The sequence below is a fragment of the Kitasatospora sp. MY 5-36 genome (assembly GCF_001182915.1).
Taxonomy (GTDB): domain Bacteria; phylum Actinomycetota; class Actinomycetes; order Streptomycetales; family Streptomycetaceae; genus Kitasatospora.
Map to the genome: position 1 here is coordinate 1 of NZ_LFVW01000015.1, position 18,349 is coordinate 18,349.

At 72.2% G+C, this 18,349-nt stretch carries 21 protein-coding genes; 9 read left to right on the forward strand and 12 right to left on the reverse strand.

From position 1 onward, the window contains the following. On the forward strand, positions 1-1,757 hold a 1,757-nt coding region (locus AE652_RS01215; RefSeq protein WP_159028303.1), incomplete at its 5' end, for an LPXTG cell wall anchor domain-containing protein. Positions 1,758-1,850: 93 nt separating this feature from the next. On the opposite strand, the gene AE652_RS01220 is transcribed toward AE652_RS01215, so the two are convergent. From AE652_RS01220 to AE652_RS01230, 3 genes are all read right to left on the reverse strand, one after another. Further along, complete coding sequence (locus AE652_RS01220; RefSeq protein WP_063780017.1) at positions 1,851-2,321, reverse strand: hypothetical protein; 471 nt, start codon at positions 2,319-2,321, stop codon at positions 1,851-1,853. A 277-nt stretch (positions 2,322-2,598) separates the two neighbouring features. Then, the gene (locus AE652_RS01225; protein WP_049649160.1) at positions 2,599-2,955 is read right to left on the reverse strand and encodes a beta/gamma crystallin domain-containing protein; all 357 of its coding nucleotides are present in this window, start codon (positions 2,953-2,955) and stop codon (positions 2,599-2,601) included. A 427-nt stretch (positions 2,956-3,382) separates the two neighbouring features. Further along, positions 3,383-4,351 (reverse strand): hypothetical protein, encoded by a 969-nt coding sequence (locus AE652_RS01230; RefSeq protein ID WP_159028304.1) that lies wholly within the window; start codon positions 4,349-4,351, stop codon positions 3,383-3,385. Positions 4,352-4,629: 278 nt separating this feature from the next. On the opposite strand from AE652_RS01230, the gene AE652_RS46055 reads away from it, so the two are divergent. The 6 genes from AE652_RS46055 (at position 4,630) to AE652_RS01255 (ending at position 8,938) form a co-directional block, all read left to right on the forward strand. Beyond that, on the forward strand, positions 4,630-5,613 hold the full coding sequence (locus AE652_RS46055; protein ID WP_159028305.1) for a hypothetical protein: 984 nt from the start codon (positions 4,630-4,632) through the stop codon (positions 5,611-5,613). A 243-nt stretch (positions 5,614-5,856) separates the two neighbouring features. Then, on the forward strand, positions 5,857-6,048 hold the full coding sequence (locus AE652_RS01240; RefSeq protein ID WP_049649163.1) for a hypothetical protein: 192 nt from the start codon (positions 5,857-5,859) through the stop codon (positions 6,046-6,048). Positions 6,049-6,050: 2 nt separating this feature from the next. Then, positions 6,051-6,410 (forward strand): helix-turn-helix transcriptional regulator, encoded by a 360-nt coding sequence (locus tag AE652_RS01245; protein WP_049649164.1) that lies wholly within the window; start codon positions 6,051-6,053, stop codon positions 6,408-6,410. An 80-nt stretch (positions 6,411-6,490) separates the two neighbouring features. Continuing rightward, on the forward strand, positions 6,491-8,134 hold the full coding sequence (locus AE652_RS01250) for a SulP family inorganic anion transporter (protein ID WP_082345149.1): 1,644 nt from the start codon (positions 6,491-6,493) through the stop codon (positions 8,132-8,134). Positions 8,135-8,207: 73 nt separating this feature from the next. Then, complete coding sequence (locus AE652_RS47740; RefSeq protein WP_220450012.1) at positions 8,208-8,339, forward strand: DUF6126 family protein; 132 nt, start codon at positions 8,208-8,210, stop codon at positions 8,337-8,339. Between the two features lie 149 nt (positions 8,340-8,488). Beyond that, complete coding sequence (locus tag AE652_RS01255; RefSeq protein WP_234348171.1) at positions 8,489-8,938, forward strand: GNAT family N-acetyltransferase; 450 nt, start codon at positions 8,489-8,491, stop codon at positions 8,936-8,938. Between the two features lie 16 nt (positions 8,939-8,954). On the opposite strand, the gene AE652_RS01260 is transcribed toward AE652_RS01255, so the two are convergent. Both AE652_RS01260 and AE652_RS01265 read right to left on the reverse strand, forming a co-directional pair. Next, on the reverse strand, positions 8,955-9,797 hold the full coding sequence (locus AE652_RS01260) for a hypothetical protein (RefSeq protein ID WP_053111928.1): 843 nt from the start codon (positions 9,795-9,797) through the stop codon (positions 8,955-8,957). Beyond that, on the reverse strand, positions 9,790-10,302 hold the full coding sequence (locus AE652_RS01265; protein WP_049649167.1) for a SigE family RNA polymerase sigma factor: 513 nt from the start codon (positions 10,300-10,302) through the stop codon (positions 9,790-9,792). The genes AE652_RS01260 and AE652_RS01265 overlap by 8 nt, the downstream gene beginning before the upstream one ends. A gap of 252 nt (positions 10,303-10,554) precedes the next feature. Here AE652_RS01265 and AE652_RS01270 point away from each other — a divergent pair, with 252 nt between their 5' ends. Beyond that, positions 10,555-11,319 carry a hypothetical protein gene (locus tag AE652_RS01270; protein WP_049649168.1) on the forward strand — a complete coding sequence of 255 codons (765 nt, stop codon included), beginning with the start codon at positions 10,555-10,557 and terminating at the stop codon, positions 11,317-11,319. Positions 11,320-11,421: 102 nt separating this feature from the next. Here AE652_RS01270 and AE652_RS01275 read toward each other — a convergent pair whose 3' ends face one another. From AE652_RS01275 to dcd, 7 genes are all read right to left on the reverse strand, one after another. After that, positions 11,422-12,768 carry a hypothetical protein gene (locus tag AE652_RS01275; protein WP_049649169.1) on the reverse strand — a complete coding sequence of 449 codons (1,347 nt, stop codon included), beginning with the start codon at positions 12,766-12,768 and terminating at the stop codon, positions 11,422-11,424. An 88-nt stretch (positions 12,769-12,856) separates the two neighbouring features. Continuing rightward, the gene (locus AE652_RS01280) at positions 12,857-13,597 is read right to left on the reverse strand and encodes a class I SAM-dependent methyltransferase (protein ID WP_053111929.1); all 741 of its coding nucleotides are present in this window, start codon (positions 13,595-13,597) and stop codon (positions 12,857-12,859) included. Further along, a complete protein-coding gene (locus AE652_RS01285; protein WP_049649170.1) occupies positions 13,594-14,901 on the reverse strand; it encodes an MFS transporter in 1,308 nt (435 codons plus the stop codon). The genes AE652_RS01280 and AE652_RS01285 overlap by 4 nt, the downstream gene beginning before the upstream one ends. Before the next feature lie 51 nt (positions 14,902-14,952). After that, a complete protein-coding gene (locus tag AE652_RS01290; RefSeq protein WP_049649171.1) occupies positions 14,953-15,378 on the reverse strand; it encodes an HIT family protein in 426 nt (141 codons plus the stop codon). Between the two features lie 92 nt (positions 15,379-15,470). Continuing rightward, positions 15,471-16,568, reverse strand: coding sequence for a glycosyltransferase family 4 protein (locus AE652_RS01295; protein WP_049649172.1), 1,098 nt, complete (start codon positions 16,566-16,568; stop codon positions 15,471-15,473). Next, positions 16,565-17,089, reverse strand: a complete 525-nt coding sequence (locus AE652_RS01300) for a deoxycytidine triphosphate deaminase (RefSeq protein WP_049649173.1) — start codon at positions 17,087-17,089, stop codon at positions 16,565-16,567. Before AE652_RS01300 ends, AE652_RS01295 begins: the two co-directional genes overlap by 4 nt. Then, on the reverse strand, positions 17,086-17,613 hold the full coding sequence (gene dcd / locus AE652_RS01305; RefSeq protein ID WP_049649174.1) for a dCTP deaminase: 528 nt from the start codon (positions 17,611-17,613) through the stop codon (positions 17,086-17,088). The genes AE652_RS01300 and dcd overlap by 4 nt, the downstream gene beginning before the upstream one ends. A gap of 121 nt (positions 17,614-17,734) precedes the next feature. On the opposite strand from dcd, the gene AE652_RS01310 reads away from it, so the two are divergent. Next, on the forward strand, positions 17,735-18,349 hold a 615-nt coding region (locus tag AE652_RS01310), incomplete at its 3' end, for an ROK family protein (protein ID WP_049649179.1).

The following is an 18,349-nucleotide window of genomic DNA, read 5'->3' on the forward strand; positions in this document are numbered from 1 at the left end:
GCGAGACGGCGTTCTCGGGCGCCGGGACGCCGCCGGTGGTGACCTGCCCGGCGGGTGCGGCCTCGCTCGCCCCGGGTGCGTCGGTCACCTGCACGGCCGCCTACACGGTCACCCAGGCGGACATCGACCGAGGGAAGGTCACCAACACGGCGACGGCGACGGGCACTCCGCCGTCCGGCCCGCCGGTGACCTCCCCGCCGTCCAACGCGACCGTCACGGCCACCGCCAACCCGGCCCTCACCATCGTCAAGTCGGTCGACGCGACGGATCTGACGGCGGCGGGCCAGGTGCTGCACTACATGTACCTGGTGACGAACACCGGGAACGTGACGCTGACGAATGTGACGGTGAACGAGACGGCGTTCTCGGGCGCCGGTACGCCGCCGGTGGTGACCTGCCCGCCCGCTGCGGCCTCGCTCGCCCCCGGGGCGTCGGTCACCTGCACGGCCGAGTACACGGTGACGCAGGCGGACCTCAACGCGGGCAGCATCACCAACACGGCGACGGCGACCGGTACTCCGCCGTCCGGCCCGCCGGTCACCTCCCCGCCGTCCTCGACCACCGTCCCGAACACCCCTGAGCCGGCGCTCACGATCGCGAAGTCGGCGTCGCCGACGACGGTTTCGGCGGTGGGACAGACGGTCGACTACGCGTACCTGGTGACGAACACCGGGAACGTGACGCTGACGAATGTCACGGTGAACGAGACGGCGTTCTCCGGTTCCGGGACGCCGCCGGTGGTGAGCTGCCCGCCGGCTGCGGCCTCGCTCGCTCCTGGCACGTCGGTCACCTGCACGGCGAGCTACACGGTCACCCAGAGCGACCTGCAGAGCGGCAAGATCACCGACACGGCGACGGCGACGGGTACTCCGCCGTCCGGCCCGCCGGTCACCTCCCCGCCGTCCACCGTGACCGTCACGGTCACGCCCGCACCGGCGCTCACCGTCGTCAAGTCGGTGGACGCGACCGCGCTGACCGGGGTGGGCCAGGTGCTGCACTACGCGTACCTGGTGACGAACACCGGGAACGTGACGCTGACGAACGTGACGGTGAACGAGACGGCGTTCTCGGGCGCCGGTACGCCGCCGGTGGTGACCTGCCCGCCCGCTGCGGCCTCGCTCGCCCCCGGGGCGTCGGTCACCTGCACGGCCGAGTACACGGTGACGCAGGCGGACCTCAACGCGGGCAGCATCACCAACACGGCGACGGCGACCGGTACTCCGCCGTCCGGCCCGCCGGTCACCTCCCCGCCGTCCTCGACCACCGTCCCGAACACCCCTGAGCCGGCGCTCACGATCGCGAAGTCGGCGTCGCCGACGACGGTTTCGGCGGTGGGACAGACGGTCGACTACGCGTACCTGGTGACGAACACCGGGAACGTGACGCTGACGGACGTGACGGTGAGCGAGACGGCGTTCTCGGGCGCCGGGACGCCGCCGGTGGTGACCTGCCCGGCGGGTGCGGCCTCGCTCGCCCCGGGTGCGTCGGTCACCTGCACGGCCGCCTACACGGTCACCCAGGCGGACATCGACCGAGGGAAGGTCACCAACACGGCGACGGCGACGGGCACTCCGCCGTCCGGCCCGCCGGTGACCTCCCCGCCGTCCACCACCACGGTGACCACGAAGGAGGCGCACGGGCACCTGCCGAACACCGGCACCGGCACCGACACCCGGCTCGCCGAGCTGGCCGGGAGCCTCCTGCTCCTGGGCGGCGGCCTGACGCTCGCGACACGCCGCATCCGTCGTCGCGGCTAGCACGACAGCCTGACCGGCGGTGGTCCCCGGAGCCCGTGCTCCGGGGACCACCGCCTTTCGTCGTCCCGGTGGGTACCGGAGAACCGCCATCCGTCACCCCCACTCCGACCGATCGGCCAGGCGGCGGTACCACCAGAACTCCGTGCGCCACTGGCGCCGGTCCGCGAACGGGTCGGGGAGGGTGCGGCGCAAGAACACCGCATCCAGGGCCTTCACGAGTCGGCCGAGCTCGGCACGGGCCCGTTCCGGCAGTCTGTCCAGGACTTCCTCCAGCACGTCGCGCGCGTGTCTGACGTCGTCGAAGGAACACCCCGGGCACGGGGAATGCGACTCCTGCGGGTACAGCGGACGCCGTCCCGGCGGGCGCAGGAACTCGCGGTACCGCCGCAGCGCCCGGTCGGTGGCGCCCGCGTGGAGGTAGAAGCTGTCGCTCAGGCGCTCGACCCGGTGGACGGCCAGGCTCGCCCTGTCGGAGAGTCCGTGGATCCGGAGCGGAGGGGTCGGCCCCGAGACGCGGGAGGCCGGTCGTTCGGCGCGCAGTGCGCGTGGCCGTCTACGCGGCATCGGCCTTTCGACACGTGATCATGGGCGCCATGATGCCAGGCAGGGCCGCGCTGCCGCACCCGGTTTTTCCCCTTCGAGGTGCGGAGTTCGGGGCTCGGCGGGCAGCCGTGGCGCAGCATGCCGACGCCGGCCAGCCCCTGGAGGGGGTGGCCGGCGCAGGTGAGCCGGGGTGGAGCGAATTCACGTCACAGAAAATTCGGTGGCGATCGAAGCACTGTGGGAATTCCCGGTGATTCGGTCGGGCGAATTTCTGTTCGGGGTTCGCTCCGCCGGTTCGTCAGAGGATCTGGATGGAGTTGACTCGCGGCGGGCGGTTCGGGAAGGAGATGTCGGTCCAGCGGTTGATCCGCACCGAGTCGCCGTTGGCGTCGGAGTATACCAGGTCGTTGTTCCCGGTGGAGATCCGGTCGACCCACCACCCGCCGAAGCCGATCGACCCCCCGTTCGCGTAGCAGTCGACGCTGTCACGGCCGTCGAGGTGCGACCAGATCTTCAGGAAGTCGTTGCGGCTCCCGTCGCACTGGACGTGGTCGATGGCGAAGGCGTTGCCGGACGGCACGGCCACGGTGAGCGTGGCGGCCGCGGCGAAGGCCATCGCCATCGAGCTCACGACCTTCTTGGCTTTCGAGATCATGGATTCTCCTCAGTCGGATGAAATGTCGAATCGGAGACCGCTTCGCAACGAGTTTCGGTTGCGTCGTGCTCGATCAGTATCCAGACCGCTTTTGTGACGGTCAATCGAACGAAGTCTGGCCTCACGTGTTCTCGGTCATTTCCCTCCGTGTTTTCGGCGAGGCGTGGGGTGTGGTGTTCTGGTGGGTCGCGAGTGGTTCCGGGGCCGGGCGGACGGGCCGTCGACCGAGGGTCGCCTAAGTGCTGCGCTGACGTGGGGTGATGGTCGGACCGCCGACCGCGCGCGACGGGTGTCGGGGGACGCCTGGCTGGGAGAGGGGGGTGGGGCTGGCGGGTTCGCGCAGGACGTGTCGTGCGGTGCCGGGGGAGGGCGTGGACGGCGTCCCCGCGCCCCCGGCCGCCGTTCGGCCGGCCTGGTGTCGGTGGGGTCAGGCGCCGACGGTGAAGGTGATCGCGTGGTCCTTCAACTCGACCGTGGTGCCGCCGCTGGGGCTGTAACCGCCGCTCTTGACCGCGTCGGTGAACGTGAGGGTGTAGCGGCCGACGGGACGGTCCGCGAGTGCGAACTCGCGGGTGAAGGCCAGCGGGAAGGGCTGCTTGTCGCCCTTCACCGTGATCTCCTCGGTGCTGACCACCGCACCGTCCGGGCCGGTGAGCGTCAGGGTCCCCGAGATCCGCGGTTTGGCGCGGTCGACCAGGTCGAGGTTCTCGGTCAACCACGTCACCGCGTCCCAGCGGTACGGTGCCGCGTGGAAGGAGGCCGTCGCCTTCTGGTACGAGTCGTCATCCCAGCCCAGGGTCAGGTCGAGGTGGGAGGTGACCTTGGCGTACGTGCTCCGGCAGTCGTGCTCTCCCGACTCCGGGCTGCGCAACGAGCGGTAGACGTGCGGGTCGGGCAGCTTCTCGTCCTTGTTGATCCAGCCGATCCTGCCGGCTCCGCCGACTGTCCACTCGGACAGCACGTAGTGGCCGTGGCCCATGGACGTGCGGCGGAGCGTGCCCTGTGGATGGGTACGGCCGGTCCCGTCGCGGGTGCTCCCGAAGGTGGCGAAGCCGACCTCGTCGAGCAGCATCCGCAGCGCCTCCTCGGCCTCCTTCCGCGTCGCCTCCGGAAGCTGCGCCGCGGTGACGTGCAGCACGGACACCTGGTCCTCCTCCACCTCGAACTGCCAGTGCACGCCGAGGGAGTGCCGGTTCCAGGTGGCCAATCCGGTGAGCGTCAGGCCGTCGGCGCTCTGGTCGGTGACCACGATCACCGCCTCGGCCGACCGGAAGTCGTCGAAGTCGCCCATCGGGAGTTCGGCGAGGACGGGAGACTCGGGCAGGACGTAGGAGAACTGGTCCGAGGCGATGGTGGCCAACTCCTCCTCGTCCTGGCGTTGGAGAGCCGTGATCAAGGCACGGACGGTGGGCTCTGTCAGATTCTCGGCAGGGATCACGGCCCCCAGCATGCCACTTCGCACCGTCATACCGTGTGCACCGAGGGTGATGTCGGGTTCAGGAAGGGGCGGGCACAGGGGGCCGAAAACACCCCCTACAAGCAGTCTCCAGGTCGGCACTCTGTGTCATCTTGGTGGTGATCATCCTCGTGCTCGGCCAGGGCGTCGGCTTTCACCGACTGTCATCGGGCCGGGCACGGGTGCGGCGACTTGGGTGAGGAGCGGGCGTGGCGGACGTGAACAGGCAGAGTCTGTGGTGGGCCGTGTACACGAGCGGGGAAGGCTGGAGCAAGCCGGAGCCGTTCGCGGACCATCTCAGCGCGAGGGGCGCCGCGCTTGCCGAGGTGGACGGCACCGTGTACTGCGCCCACAAGGGCGGGGGCGCCCCCGGCTTCGAGACTCCGGTGATGTGGACCTCTTTCACGCCGGCGTCCGTGGAGCCGTTCGTTGCCCCCGAGTGGAGCCCGGACGCCGAGGTCGGAGTCTCCAGCAAGCTGCCTCCCGCGCTCGTGAACGACGGCGGGACGCTGCGCCTCGTTCACCAGGTCACCGTCCGGGACAACGGTCCCCACGATGAACTGCGGGAAGTGGTCCTGGGGGTGAAGGGCGGCGCACCCGCATGGTCGGCACCCTCCGGTGCCCTCAAGTACCGCGGGAGCTGGCCGGCCGCGGCCGCGTTCGACGGGAAGGCTCACGTCGTGTGCTGCGAAGGGGCGGACGAGATGATCGTGCACCTGGTCCGCGGCGTCGACGGGAAGTGGGCGGAGGCCGTCGACGCGAACGGCACCGTGGTGAAGGCTCCCGACGTCGGTGAGACGGTGGGGCCGTCCTCGCTCGGCGTGCACGAGGGCAAACTGCACCTCCTCAGGAGCGCCTGGCTGACCGAGGAGACCCCCGAGGGCCGGGAGGACGAACACCGCCTGTGGCACGCCGTGTTCGACGGCACCGCCTGGAGTGAGGGCACCCTGCTCCCGGCGGTCCACGCGTCGGAATACCCTCCCGCTCTCGCCTCGTACGACGGCAGGCTCCACGCCGTCTACTCGACGCCCGAGAACGTTCTGCGGCACACGACCTGGACCGCCGGGGACGGTTGGGCGGACGGCCAGGAGGTGGAGGGCCGCGACTCGGCGGAACTGCCCGCCTTGTTGGTGTTCAGGGACGGGCCGGCCGGCAAGGAGCACGAGGCGTTGCTTCTGGTCAACCGGGGTGTCCGGCACTAGGTACAAGACCGCGGGACGTCCCGCCCGAGCCCCTGCCCCCCAGGCCCCGGCCTTGGGGGCAGGGGCGCTTGTGTCCTTGGACGCGATGGCGTGGGTGAGTACGTCGTCGACGACCTCGGGCCGGGCGGAGGCCGACTTGCAATAGTCGCAACTTGAAGAATTCTTCAAGTGCATAGATGATGCTGCCCTGTACTCGGCAGAGATGCGGTCGCGCGCGGCAGCGCCGGCGGCGAGGAGGGGCGCATGAGCGACGTATTCGACCAGGAGCTTCGCGAGCAGCTCGACGAGGCCCGCAGGCAGCGGGCCGAGGCTCGGGCGGCAGGTGACGAGGACAGCGCGCAGGCGTACGCCGGACGCGTCACACAGCTGCTGCGGATCGCCGCCCAGCACGGCATCGAGATCGAGCACACCGCCGAGGAACAGGAAGAGGACTGAGCATGGCCGTCCCGCTCTACCAGGCGAAGGCGGAGTTCTTCCGCACGCTCGGCCACCCGGCGCGCATCCGCGTCCTGGAACTGCTCCAGGACGGTCCGCGTCCGGTGCGCGAGCTGCTCGCCTCGATCGAGATCGAGCCGTCCAGCCTCTCCCAGCAGCTCTCCGTCCTGCGCCGCAGCAATCTGGTCACGGCCACCCGCGAGGGCAACACCGTGGTCTACGCACTGAGCACGCCGGACGTCGCGGAGCTGCTGCGGGCCGCGCGCCGCATCCTCACCGAGATGATCGCCGACCAGGGGACGCTGCTCGCCGAGCTGCGCTCGGCCGGGCTTCCGGACGCGGCGGCGGAGCAGACGGCGTGAGCGCCACACGGACCACCCTCGTGGGCCGGGCCGCCGGGCGGGTCCGGGCCGTGCTGCCGAACCGCGCGGCCCTCGCCGCCATGGGGCGCTCGCCGCGCAAGGACCTGGTGGCCGGTCTGACGGTGGCGATCGTCGCGCTGCCGCTCGCGCTGGGCTTCGGCGTCGCCTCCGGCGCGGGGGCCGAGGCCGGGCTGGCCACCGCCGTGGTCGCCGGGGCGCTGGCCGCGGTGTTCGGCGGCTCCAACCTCCAGGTCAGCGGGCCGACCGGCGCCATGACCGTGGTCCTGGTGCCGATCGTGCACCGGTACGGCACCTCCGGCGTCCTCACCGTCGGCCTGATCGCCGGCCTGCTGCTGGTCGCCCTCGCCCTCGGCGGGGCCGGCCGTTTCATGGCCTACGTCCCCGCGCCGGTCGTCGAGGGCTTCACCCTCGGCATCGCCGGCGTGATCGGACTCCAGCAGGTGCCCGCCGCCCTCGGCGTCACCAAGGGCGACGCCGAGAACGTCGTGGCCGTCGCCGGACAGGCCCTCGCCGACTTCGCCCGCCACCCGCACCCGGCCGCGCCCGCCGTGGCGCTCGCCGTCGCCGCGGTGATGCTCGTCGGCGCACGGCTGCGCCCCGGCATCCCGTTCTCGCTGCTCGCCGTCGCCGCCGCGACCGCGGTGGCCGACCTCGCCCACCTGGACGTGGCGACCATCGGCCACCTCCCGGCCGGTCTGCCGCTGCCGTCGCTGGGCTTCCTCGACCCCGGCGCGGTGCCGCACCTGCTCACCGCGGCCCTCGCGGTCGCCGCGCTGGCGGCGCTGGAGTCGCTGATGTCGGCGACCGCCGCGGACGCGATGAGTGCTTCCGAACGGCACGACAGCGACCGGGAGTTGTTCGGCCAGGGAGTGGCCAACCTGGTCGCCCCGCTGTTCGGTGGCGTCGCCGCCACCGGCGCGATCGCCCGTACCGCCGTCAACGTCCGCTCCGGCGCCGTCTCCCGGCTCGCCGCCCTGGTGCACGCCGCCGTGCTCGCGGTGGTCGTGTTCGCCGCGGCTCCGCTCGTCGAGGGCATCCCGCTGGCCGCGCTCGCGGGCGTCCTGATCGCCACCGCGGTCCGGATGGTCGAGGTGGCCTCACTGCGGGCGCTGGCCCGAAGTGGACGCGGCGAGGCCGCCGTTCTGGCGCTGACCGCCGCCGCGACCCTGGCCTTCGACCTGGTCACGGCCGTCGTCGTCGGCCTGGCCGTCGCCGGGATCCTGGCCCTGCGCCAGGTCGCGCGGTCCGCGCGGCTCCAGCAGGTGCCGCTGCACGACGGCTTGGCCCCGGCCGAGCACCACGAGGAGGAGCGGGCGCTGCTCGCCGAGCACATCGTCGCCTACCGGATAGACGGGCCGGTGTTCTTCGCGGCCGCACACCGCTTCCTGCTCCAACTCGCCGAGACCACCGACGTCAAGGCCGTCATCCTGCGCCTGTCCCACGTCACCGCGATCGACTCCACGGGCGCCCTGGCGCTGGGCGACGCGATCGGCAAGCTGGAACGGCGCGGCATCCTCGTCCTGGCCGCGGGGGTGCCGGACGGCCACCGGCGGACCCTGGACGCCCTCGGCGTCCTGGACACCCTCCAGCGGCAGGGGCGGGTCTTCGCCCGGACACCGGACGCCATCGCCCGTGCCCGCACCGAGCTGCGGACCACCGGAGTCCTGGCGGACGCCACGGCACGAAAGGGAACGGACCGATGACCGCCCGGCGCCCGCGCATCCGCCCGAGGCCCCGCCACGACCGCCCCACGACCCGACCCCAGGAGCACCGACCATGAGCAGCGCCACCGGCGACGAGAAGAAGCGGCGCAAGGCCATGCTCATCCGCGCCGGGATCTACATCCTGGGCACCCACCTGTTCGCCGGCTTCGTCATCCTGCTCTTCGCCCTCGGCAACCGCCACTGACCCCCCATCCGGTCGCCGACCCCCGAACTGCTGCCACAACAAGCGGGGTTCACGCTGCTGACGGTTGGTCACAACACCTGGACGGGAACTGGAGTGCTCCAGCGCCGGCAGTGTGGCAGGCTGGCCCGATGTCTACGACCCTCCGCCCCATGGACGCCCGACTCCTGCCCGCCTGGCTCGATCGCAGCCGGGCCGAGTACGCCAAGGACCTCGTCGCTGCGGGGCAGACGCCCGAGGACGCCGGCCGGCACGCGGCCGACAGCATGGCCCGCTACTTCCCCTCCGGTGCACCGAGCCCCGGGCACGCGGTCTTCGACGTGGTCGATGCCGCCGGGGCCACCGTCGGCCACCTCTGGATCGGACCGGACACGAGCGAGGACGCCGGCTCCTGGTGGGTCTGGGACATCGCGATCGACGCCGACAGGCGCGGGCTGGGCCTCGGACGAAGGGCCATGCTCCTCGGCGAGGAGTACGCCCGGGCGCAGGGCGCCCATAGCCTCGGGCTCAGCGTCTTCGGGTTCAACACGGGCGCGCGCGGCCTCTACGAGTCGCTCGGCTACGAGACGACCACGGTCAAGATGCTCAAGCGACTCGGCTGAGGTCCTGGGGCATCGCCTACGGGTGGGTGTCCTTGGCCGTGGGCTGCTTCCTCTGGTTGTAGATCTCCTTGCCGTCCGCGTTGTAGGCGTGGACGTAGGGGGCCGGGGGGAAGGGGTCCGCGTCGGGGCCGGTGGAGACGGCCGCGGTGTAGACGAAGGCGCCGCCCGCCATGACGGCCGGGTACTGCGTCGGGTCGTCGCCGTAGCTGATGGTGACCTTGGCGACGTCGGCGGTGTAGTGCCCGGCGCCCAGTGAGAGGACCTGCCCGGCACCGGTCGGGGTGTTGAAGCTGTCGAAGAACTCGACCAGGTGGCCGGCGCCCCACAGACGGTCGTTGATGAACGTCGGGGGGAGGGAGATGCTGTGCCCGGTCCGGCCCTTCGACTCGCACTGCGCGTACTGGCCGGCGGAGTCGACGGCGACGACCACGCCGTCGGTGTCCGAGGAGGCGACGGGAGCGCGGACCGCGATCACCGCCTGGTACTGCGACGCCTCGGAGCCCAGGCAGGAGCCCAGGATCCCGGCGACGGCCCCGGCCTCGATCGGGGTCGTCGTCGTGCTGGTGACGGTGAAAGCCGCCGGGGGGTGGGGGGAGGCCGGCACGGAGGGGGTGCCTGTGGCGGCCGGTCCCTGCTGTGGTGCCGGTGGGTGTTGTGGCCCCGGCGGGTTCAGCACGGACGGGAGGGTCAGGCACAGGGCCGCCGCGGCGCAGGCCACGGTCGCGCCGAGGGCGTGTCGACGGTGGCGGCGCCGGTCGGCGCGTCTGCGGATCTCCGCAGCGGGCAGGGTCGGTGCCGGCATCTGCGTGCCGAGCAGCCGCAGCCGGTCGTCGAGGCTGTCGTGGACGGGGTCAGACACGGAGCTTTCCTTCCTCGCTGGTCGGGGTCCGGTCGGAGAGTCTGGCCGCGAGCGCGGTCCGGCCGCGGGCGAGGCGGCTCTTGACGGTGCTGATGCCGGCGCCGGTCTCGGCGGAGACCTGCTCGATGGAGAGGTCGCACATGTGGTGCAGGACCAGGGCGATCCGCTGTGCTTCGGGTAGGTCGCGGAGCGCGGTGACCAGCATCAGGTGCTCCTCGGTGGGCGGCTCGACGGTGGACGGTTCGTGGCGGTGGTGGTGTCCGGCCAGGTGCAGGCCCCGGGCGAGGCGCCGCCAGCGGGAGTGGGCCAGCCGCCGGGCCGTGGTCCGGATCCATGCCTCCGGGGCGTTGCCGGGGTCGAAGGTGCGCCTGCGGTCCCAGGCGCGGATGAAGGCCTCCTGGACCACGTCCTGGGCTTCGGACCAGTTGCCGGTTATCGCGTAGAGCTGCCCGGTGAGGCGGGAGAAGGACGCCGCGTAGAACGCGTCGAACTCCTGTGGCGTCATCAAGGGCCTCTCCTCCGGGGCTGTCCGTCAGCTCGCGGCACGGGCGGTGCGCGAGGGAGCACTCCTCGGCCACGGCGGGTCAGCCGTGCGTCCTGGGTGGAGCCTCCCGCCCTCTACGCACGAGCGCCGTCCCAGGGTTACATCGACGACCTATGACCTGGATCACACGCGCGGGGTGCGACCGCTCGGGCGTCGGGAGGCGTACAGGGGCGCGGGCATCAACCGGACGCCCGCAGGAAGGGACACGGATTCATGCGTATCCGCCCGATCATGATCATCACCGCCACCGCCGCGGCCATCGCGACCGCGGGGGGAATGGCCACCGCCGCGACCGGCACCCCCACGGCCACCCCCACGGCCCAGAGCAAGCCCGCCGCCGCGCCGGCCGCCCCTGCCGCGCCTGCCGCCCCGGCCTCCGGCGGCGGCTCGGCCGCGACCGGGGCGACTGCCACCCCGGCGGCCTCCACCGTCACCAGCACGACGACGACCCCGATCGACGCCGGGACCGTCGCCGGGATCCTGGCCTCCTGCCTGGGCTCCGAGGCTTCGCAGTACCAGGCGGTGATCGGGGTCCGCGCTCCCGTCGCCTCGTCGGACACCGACGGCGTGGTCGTCGCCGTCGACTCCGCCGGCCAGTACGTGCAGTGCGAGTCGAAGGGCGACAAGGGCACCAGCATGTCCTCGCCCGCGACGTTCATCAACGACCGCCTGTGGGGCACCGGTCACCTGGTCGAGTTCTTCGACAGCTTCAGCACGCCGGCCGGTGCCGGGCAGGTCCTCTCGCTGGGCGCCGGGCACTACACCGCCGACGTCGCCAAGGTCACCATCAGCTACGGCGACGACGCGACGGAGTACCCGGCCGTCATGGCGGGCGGCGCGTTCGCCTACACCGCGGCCGTCTCCACCGGCGCCAACGCGAACTTCCCCCCGGCTCCCTACGTCCACGCCTACAACGCGGACGGCAAGGAGATCTACAACCAGAAGACGCAGCCCACGGTCAAGAACACCCACCCGTAGGCGACACCCCGGGCGGGCGGCCGTTGCGACCGCCGCGGGGGCAGTGAGCCGGATCCTCCGCGGAGGATCCGGCTCACTGCCTGACGAACCGGGCCGAGCGGGTCAGCGCTGCCGCTCGGGCTCCGCGTAGGTGCGGAAGTCCGAGGCGGTCTCCGGCCAGTTGGCCCGCTGCCAGCTCCGCAGTTCCGGGTACGTCGCGTGGGCGGGCACGACCACCAGGCGCTCGTCGAACCACCGGGTCAGGAACTCGCGCCGGCTGCGCACCTCCTCCCGGGTGCGCCCGCTCAGCATGACCTGTCCGACCCCCTGGGTGGTGTCCTGCACCGTGTCCCCCGTCCGGAAGCCGTACGGGAGGTCCAGCCGCACGTGCTCGACACCGGGCAGGGCCCGGATCTGCTCCAGTGAGGGATAGCCGACCAGGACGCCGGGCCGGTTGGCGAGGAAGAGGGTGCTGACGCTCTCCGGACGGACGGTCGGCTCGATCGTCGGCTCGATCCCCTCCGCGCACCGGATGGCGGCTTCGCCCAGGTCCACGCCGAACTTGAACGCCACCGCTTCGGAGATCAGCCCGCCGCCGGTGCGGGCGGCGCACTCGCCGAACACGAGCCCGCCGGTGTCGGGCCGGCGGAACAGCTCCATGTGGAACACCCCGCGCCGCAGGCCGAGGGCCCGCAGCGCCTCCGTCACGACCGGCCGCGCCAGGGCGAAGGCGTCCGCGTCCTCGGTCGGGTCGAAGCGTTCCAGCTGGAGCACCCGGTTGGCGTCGACGGCGGTCAGGCACGGCTCCGCGTAGGTGCCCACGCTGAGGAACCGGAGTTCGCCGTCGAAGACCACGCCGTCCGCCATCCACTCCTCGCCCGGCGTGAACTGCTCCAGGACGAAGGTGCGTTGCGGAACGCCCCGGCGCCGGTACTCGGCGCAGGTGTCGATCAGCTCGGACAGCCCCCGGACGACCGAGGTGTTCCGGGTGCCCGCCCCGGCGATGGGCTTGAGCACCGCCTTGTCGAAGTCCGCGAGGGCGGACGGATCCAGGTGGTGGATGTCCTCGATGACCTGCGAGGCGCCGACGTCCAGGCCGGCCGCCGCGACGGCCCGCTTCTGCAGCCACTTGTCCCGGAAGTTCGGGGCGATGTCCGCGGCCACGGCCGTCGGGAGGTCCAGGACCCGGGCGAGGGCCGCGACGGTGACCAGGGCCTCCTCGTCGGAGGTCTGGAGGAAGCGGAACTCCCGCTCGGCGGCGCCGGTCCGGCGCAGGGCGAGGAGGACGCTCTCGATGCTCGTCGGGTCCTCGGCGAAGATCCCCACGGCCCCGTCCGGGAGCTTCAGGTAGCCCCAGTCCGCCAGGTGCGGGCCGTGCACCACGTACGGCGTGATGCCGTTCCTGAGGCAGGCGCGCATCGCGTACGGGTCCGTGCCGACGATCAGGGCCGAGGGCTGGTCCTGGGGCAAGGGTTCTCCTTCGTTGTGGGGCTGAGGGGGCGGCGGTCCGGGGGCGGACCGGGAAGACGGGTCGGAAGGGTGGACCGGGACGGCGGGTCTAGAGGTCGGCGATCCGCCACACCCCGATCGACTTGTCGGCGAAGCGGTGCTCGACCCGCGTGCCGTCCTCCTCGGTCACGTAGACCTCGGTGCACTGCTCGTCGAGCACCCGGAAGGGCTCGGGCAGCAGGAAGGGGGCCCGCCGGAGGTTGAGCGGACGCCAGCCGCCCGCATCGGTGGCGGCCTCGTTCCCGGCCCGCCCGATGAAGGTGGTCGTCGCCAGGTAGGTCGAGCCGCTGCGTCGGATGTTGTCCAGCGCGCGGTGGACGTCGTCGTCTCCGAGGTGCACCAGGCAGTCGCGGGAGAACACCAGGTCGACCTCCGGCAGCGGGTCGCGGGTGAGGTCGAGGACCCGGAACTCGCGGTCGGCGCGGGCGAAGCGCGCCCGGTTGCGCTCGACCACCGCGGGGACGATGTCGGCACCGATGTAGCGGTCGACGCCCAGGTCGACCCTGGACATCCAGAAGAAGTCCCCGCACGGCGCGTCGAGCAGGCTCCGGACGCCGAGCTCGGCGAGCAGGGACGGCAGTTCGGCACGCAGCGCGGCCGTCTGGGCCAGGTTCGACCCGAGGCCGGAGCGGGATTCGTCGTCGTCGGCCCCGCTGTCCTCGGTCAGGGTCCAGGCCCCGCTGGCGTAGATCCGGGCGAAGGTCTCCTGGAGCGTGTCGCGCGGTGGCCCGGCGGCTTCCGGTGCCGCCACGGAACCGCGCGTGTCCTGCTGCCGGGTGTCGTCGGTCATTGGTCCTCCTTGGTCGTACGGACGGATGCCGGCACTGCTGCCGAAGCCTGTTGCGGACGGTCCGCCCCCGCCTCCGCCGCGGCCTGCGGCTCGTACGGCAGGGTGCGGACCCCCGGGACGGCCAGCACGACGCCCGCGGTCGCGGCGACCAGGCAGGCCGCGCCCAGGAAGACGGCGCCGCTGCCGACGCGGTCCGCGATCGGGGCGGCGACCGCCAGGCCGAGCGGGAGGAAGACGAACGAGCCGAAGGCGTCGTAGGACATCACCCGGGACATCGACTCCTCCGGCACGTGCTTCTGCAGTGCCGTGAGGAAGGTGACGTCGTTGAGGCTCATGCACAGGCCGGTGACGAACATCGCGCCGGCGGTGACGGCGACCGGCGCGGCGCAGGCCAGCGCGACCAGGGACGGCACGATCCCCAGGGTGAACAGCACCGCGGCCCGCAGGGGCCGGCGGGGCCGCAGCCGGATGGCCAGCAGGCTGCCCGCCACGAAGCCGACCGCCTGCGCGGTGAGGACGGCGGCCCATCCGGAGGCGCCGCCGAGGTGCGCCTCGGCCTCGACCGGTCCCAGCACGATGAAGCCGGCGCCGATGCACACGTTCACCAGCGCGAGTTGCGCCACCGCCGCCCACAGCCAGGTCCGTTCGGTGAACTCCCGCCACCCGTGCCGGAGTTGGGAGAAGATCCCTTCCTCCGTGGGCGACGGCTGGTCCGCCGTGCCGGTCAGCCGGACTCCGGCGAGGAGCACCGCGGACACCAGGAACGTCGCCGCGTCCACCACCAGTGCCCAGCCGGCGCCGAGCAGGACGACCAGCACGCCCGCGAGCGCCGCGCCGCCGATGCTGCCCGCGTTCATCGACAGCTGGACCAGCGCGTTGGCGGACTGGATCTTCTCGGCGGGCACGAGCTGCACCGTGACGCTCCGGGACGCCGGGGTGAACAGCGCGCTGGCGGCGCCGCTGACCATCGACAGGACGACCAGGCCCGCCAGGGAGTCCGTCCCGGTCAGCACCAGGACCGCGACCGCTCCCTGGGCGAGACCCGCGGTCAGGTCCGCCCCGACCATGACCCGGTGCCGCGGCAGCCGGTCGGCCAGGACACCGCCGTACAGCAGGAACGCGACCTGGGCGGCGATCCGGGCGGCGGCGACGATCCCGAGGGTCGAACCCGAGCCGTCCGGCATTCCGAGGACGGCGAAGGCGAGCGCCACCGGTGCGATGGCGTCACCCAGGAGGGAGACGGACCGGGCGGAGAACAGCAGCAGGAAGGAACGGTCTCGGAGGATGGAGAGGTCGGCGCGCACACAAGGCCTTTCACGTTCTGGCCCGACGGGATCGAGCTGGTCGGGGAGCCGTCACACCGCGGTCCGGTCCGGGTGTTCGGGGGACGGTGCCGAGAGGCGGGCGCGGGTGGCGGCGAGCCGCTCCAGCGGCACCGGGTCGGCCTTCCAGGGGCGGTGGAGGTGGTCCCCGGCCGCCCTGGGCACCAGGTGGACGTGCAGGTGGAACACGTCCTGCCAGCCCGCGTCCCGGTTCGCCTGGAACAGCGTCAGGCCGTCCGGCGCCAGCACGTCCCGGATCCGCCCGGCCATCAGGTGGACGGTGGCCATCACGGCGGCGGCGTCCTCCGGGGTGATCTCCCAGAGGTCGGCGGCGTGGCGCTTGGGGATCACCAGGGTGTGCCCGTCCATGACCGCGGTGATGTCGAGGAAGGCGATGGTCCGCTCGTCCTCGTGGACGACGGCGGCGGGCAGCCGGCCCCCGACGATGGCGCAGAACACGCAGTCCGCGGACCGCGGGCCGTCGCCCCGGTCCCGCTCAGGCCCGGTGGGGGGCGCGGTGGGCGCAGGGGCCGCGGTGGTCGGCCGGGGCGTCATCGCGCGACCCGGCGGGAGAGTTCGGCCAGGTCGCCGGCGGTCCGCGACAGCGGGAAGCGCCCGCTGTTGACCAGGCCGGCCGCGGCCAGGTCGTCCAGCCGCTCCGGCGAGCGGAGGAACTCCTCGATGCGGCCCCGGAGCGCCGTGAAGTCCCCGAAGTCGACCGGGAGCGCGGAGCGGCCGAGCACCTCGGTCAGGCCCGGCACGGGCTGGTAGGCGACCGGCAGGCCGCACGCCTGCGCCTCGATGGTCACCAGCCCGAACGCCTCCAGCCGGAGCGAGGGGACGATCAGGAGGTCGTGTCCGCCGAACGCGCGCCACAGGTCCTCCCGGGACAGCCAGCCGAGGCGGCGCACCCGCGACAGGTCGGAGCGTGCGGCCAGGGCCGCGAACTCCGCCCGGGGAGCGGCCACGGAGAGCTCCACCCCGGGGAGCGAGGCCACCGCCGCGATCAGGCCGGAGGTGGCCTTCTCGGCGGTGAGCCGACCCGCGTAGAGCACCCGCAGGACGCCCGCTTCGCGCTCCGCGCGGTGCCCCGCCCCGGTGGGCCGGCCGGCCAGCAGCCGGTCGGGGACGCCCCAGGGGATGTGGACGATCCGGTCCGACGGGACCGGGGCGATCCGGCGCAGCCGGTCCGCCATCGCCCCGGTGGGGACGATGATCGCGTCGGCCGATGCCGCGGTCTCCCGCAGAACGGCGGCCTGGGTCGGGTGGTCCTCGGCGAACAGCAGGTCGGTGCCGTGCACCAGCGCGATGCTCGGCCGGTCGGGAAAGACCTGCTGCAGGGCGGCCGTCGCGCCGAAGGCCAGGTGCTGGAGGTGCAGCACGTCGTGGTCGGCGGCGGGGTACCTGTCCCGGACGGCGGCGCCGAGCCGGTCCACGTAGGCCCAGAACGCCGGCCCCGACACCGTCTTGCCCGGCACCGTGAGCAGGGCCGGTGAACCGGAGGTGTCGGGCGCCTGCCGGTCCTCCGGGGCGAGCATGAAGACGTCGGCGGGGATGAGCGGTTCCGGCCCGCCGTACAGGTCGCGCAGCAGCTCGACGCTGCCGCCGGGGCTGTCCGGGGGGAGGTCGATCCCGGTGAGGACGTTCACGCGAGCTCCTCGTACAGACGCGACGTGTCGATGCCGCTGGTCCGGGTGTACTTCCGGCCCATGTTCTGGTAACTGGCCTCCGCGCCGAGGGTCTTGAGGAAGATGATCTTCCCGAAGGTCATCCCCGGATAGATCCGCACCGGGCGCACGACGCGGATCTCGAGCGTCCACCGGATGGCGTGGCCGACGTGGCCGAGCGGTGCCGAGACGTGCACCCAGACGCCCAGCGCGCCCACCGTGCGGTCACCGTTGATCATCTGCGCGAAGCGCTCGGAATGGGTGCGCTCGTGGGTGACCCCGAGGTAGAGCCTGCCCGGCAGCAGCACCATGCCGTCCGGCGGGATGGTGCGCTCCTCGAACTCCGTGGAATGCGCCGCGTCGAGTTCGGACTCGCACACCCGGATGGTGTCGCCGAGTCGCCAGTCGTAGGCGTTCGGGGAAATCCTTCGGGGGTCGAACGGCTCTATGACGATGTCACCGGAGTCGATCGACCTGGCTATTTCCGCCCGGGTGAGGATCACGGCTGCCCCAACTTGTCCCGCCAGTAGCGCGATTCCTGCGGTCCGACCGCGCCCTGGTACTTCCCGGAATAGGGCTCGATATCGCCGAGCGTGTCGAAGAACATGATCTGCCCGATCTTCATCCCGGGATACACCCGCAGCGGTCGGACCGCGGACAGCATGAGGGTCCACTGGCCGTGGAAGCCGATGTCCCCGATCGGGGCGGTGATCTCCACGAAGAGCCCGAGCCGGCCGACCGAGGATCGCCCGAAGAGCAGCGGCACGAAGACGTCGGATCCGACCTCCTCCACGGTGTGCCCCAGGTAGAGCTGGTCGGGCTCCAGTACGAAGCCGCTGGAGTCGATCTTGGTGGCGTCGGTCCGGTTGGGCCGGTACGCGTCGATGACGCTGTCCGTGTAGGTGATCAGCGTCTCCCCGAGGCAGACGTTGTAGCTGTTCGGGTTCACCTGGTCCCGGTTGAACGGGGATATGGAAATCCTGCCGTCGCGGGCGGATTCAACGATTTCTGGTCCCGTCAGGATCACAGGAGGCTCCCACTCTTCCGGCCTGCCGGACAAAACGGCGGGCGCGCACCGACGAGGCTTTTACGGGTCGTTTTCCAGGACGTTTGCCAGCTCGTCCGAGCATGCTCCATACTCATCCCCCATGAAACACGTCATAGCCCTTGATGTGGGCGGTACCGGAATCAAGTCCGCCCTGATCGGAAGCAGCGGAGAATTACTTCACCAGGCCCGCCGGGAAACCCCTCGCGAACGCGGCACCGACACCGTCGTGGAATCGGTGCTCGAGGCGGCCGCCGAAATGCGCGCCCACGGCGAGCGCCGCTTCGGCCGGCCCGCGGCCGCGGTGGGCGTCGCCGTGCCCGGCATCGTCGACGTCGGCACGGGCACCGTCGTGTTCGCGGCCAACCTCGGTTGGCACGACCTCCCGCTCGGCGCGCTGCTGGCCGACCGCCTGGGCGGCGTGCCGGTCGCCTTCGGCCACGACGTCCGCACCGGAGGACTCGCCGAGCAGCGGATCGGCGCCGGCCGGGGTGCCGAACAGTTCCTCTTCCTGGCCATCGGCACCGGCATCGCGGGCGCGATCGCCCTCGGCGGACGGATCGAGGCGGGCGCCCACGGCGCCGGCGGCGAGATCGGCCACATCGTGGTCCGGCCCGGAGGCGCCGCCTGCCCCTGCGGCCGGCGCGGCTGTCTGGAGCAGTACGCCTCGGCCTCGGCCGTCGGACGGGCCTGGGCCGCGGCCTCGGGCCGACCGGCC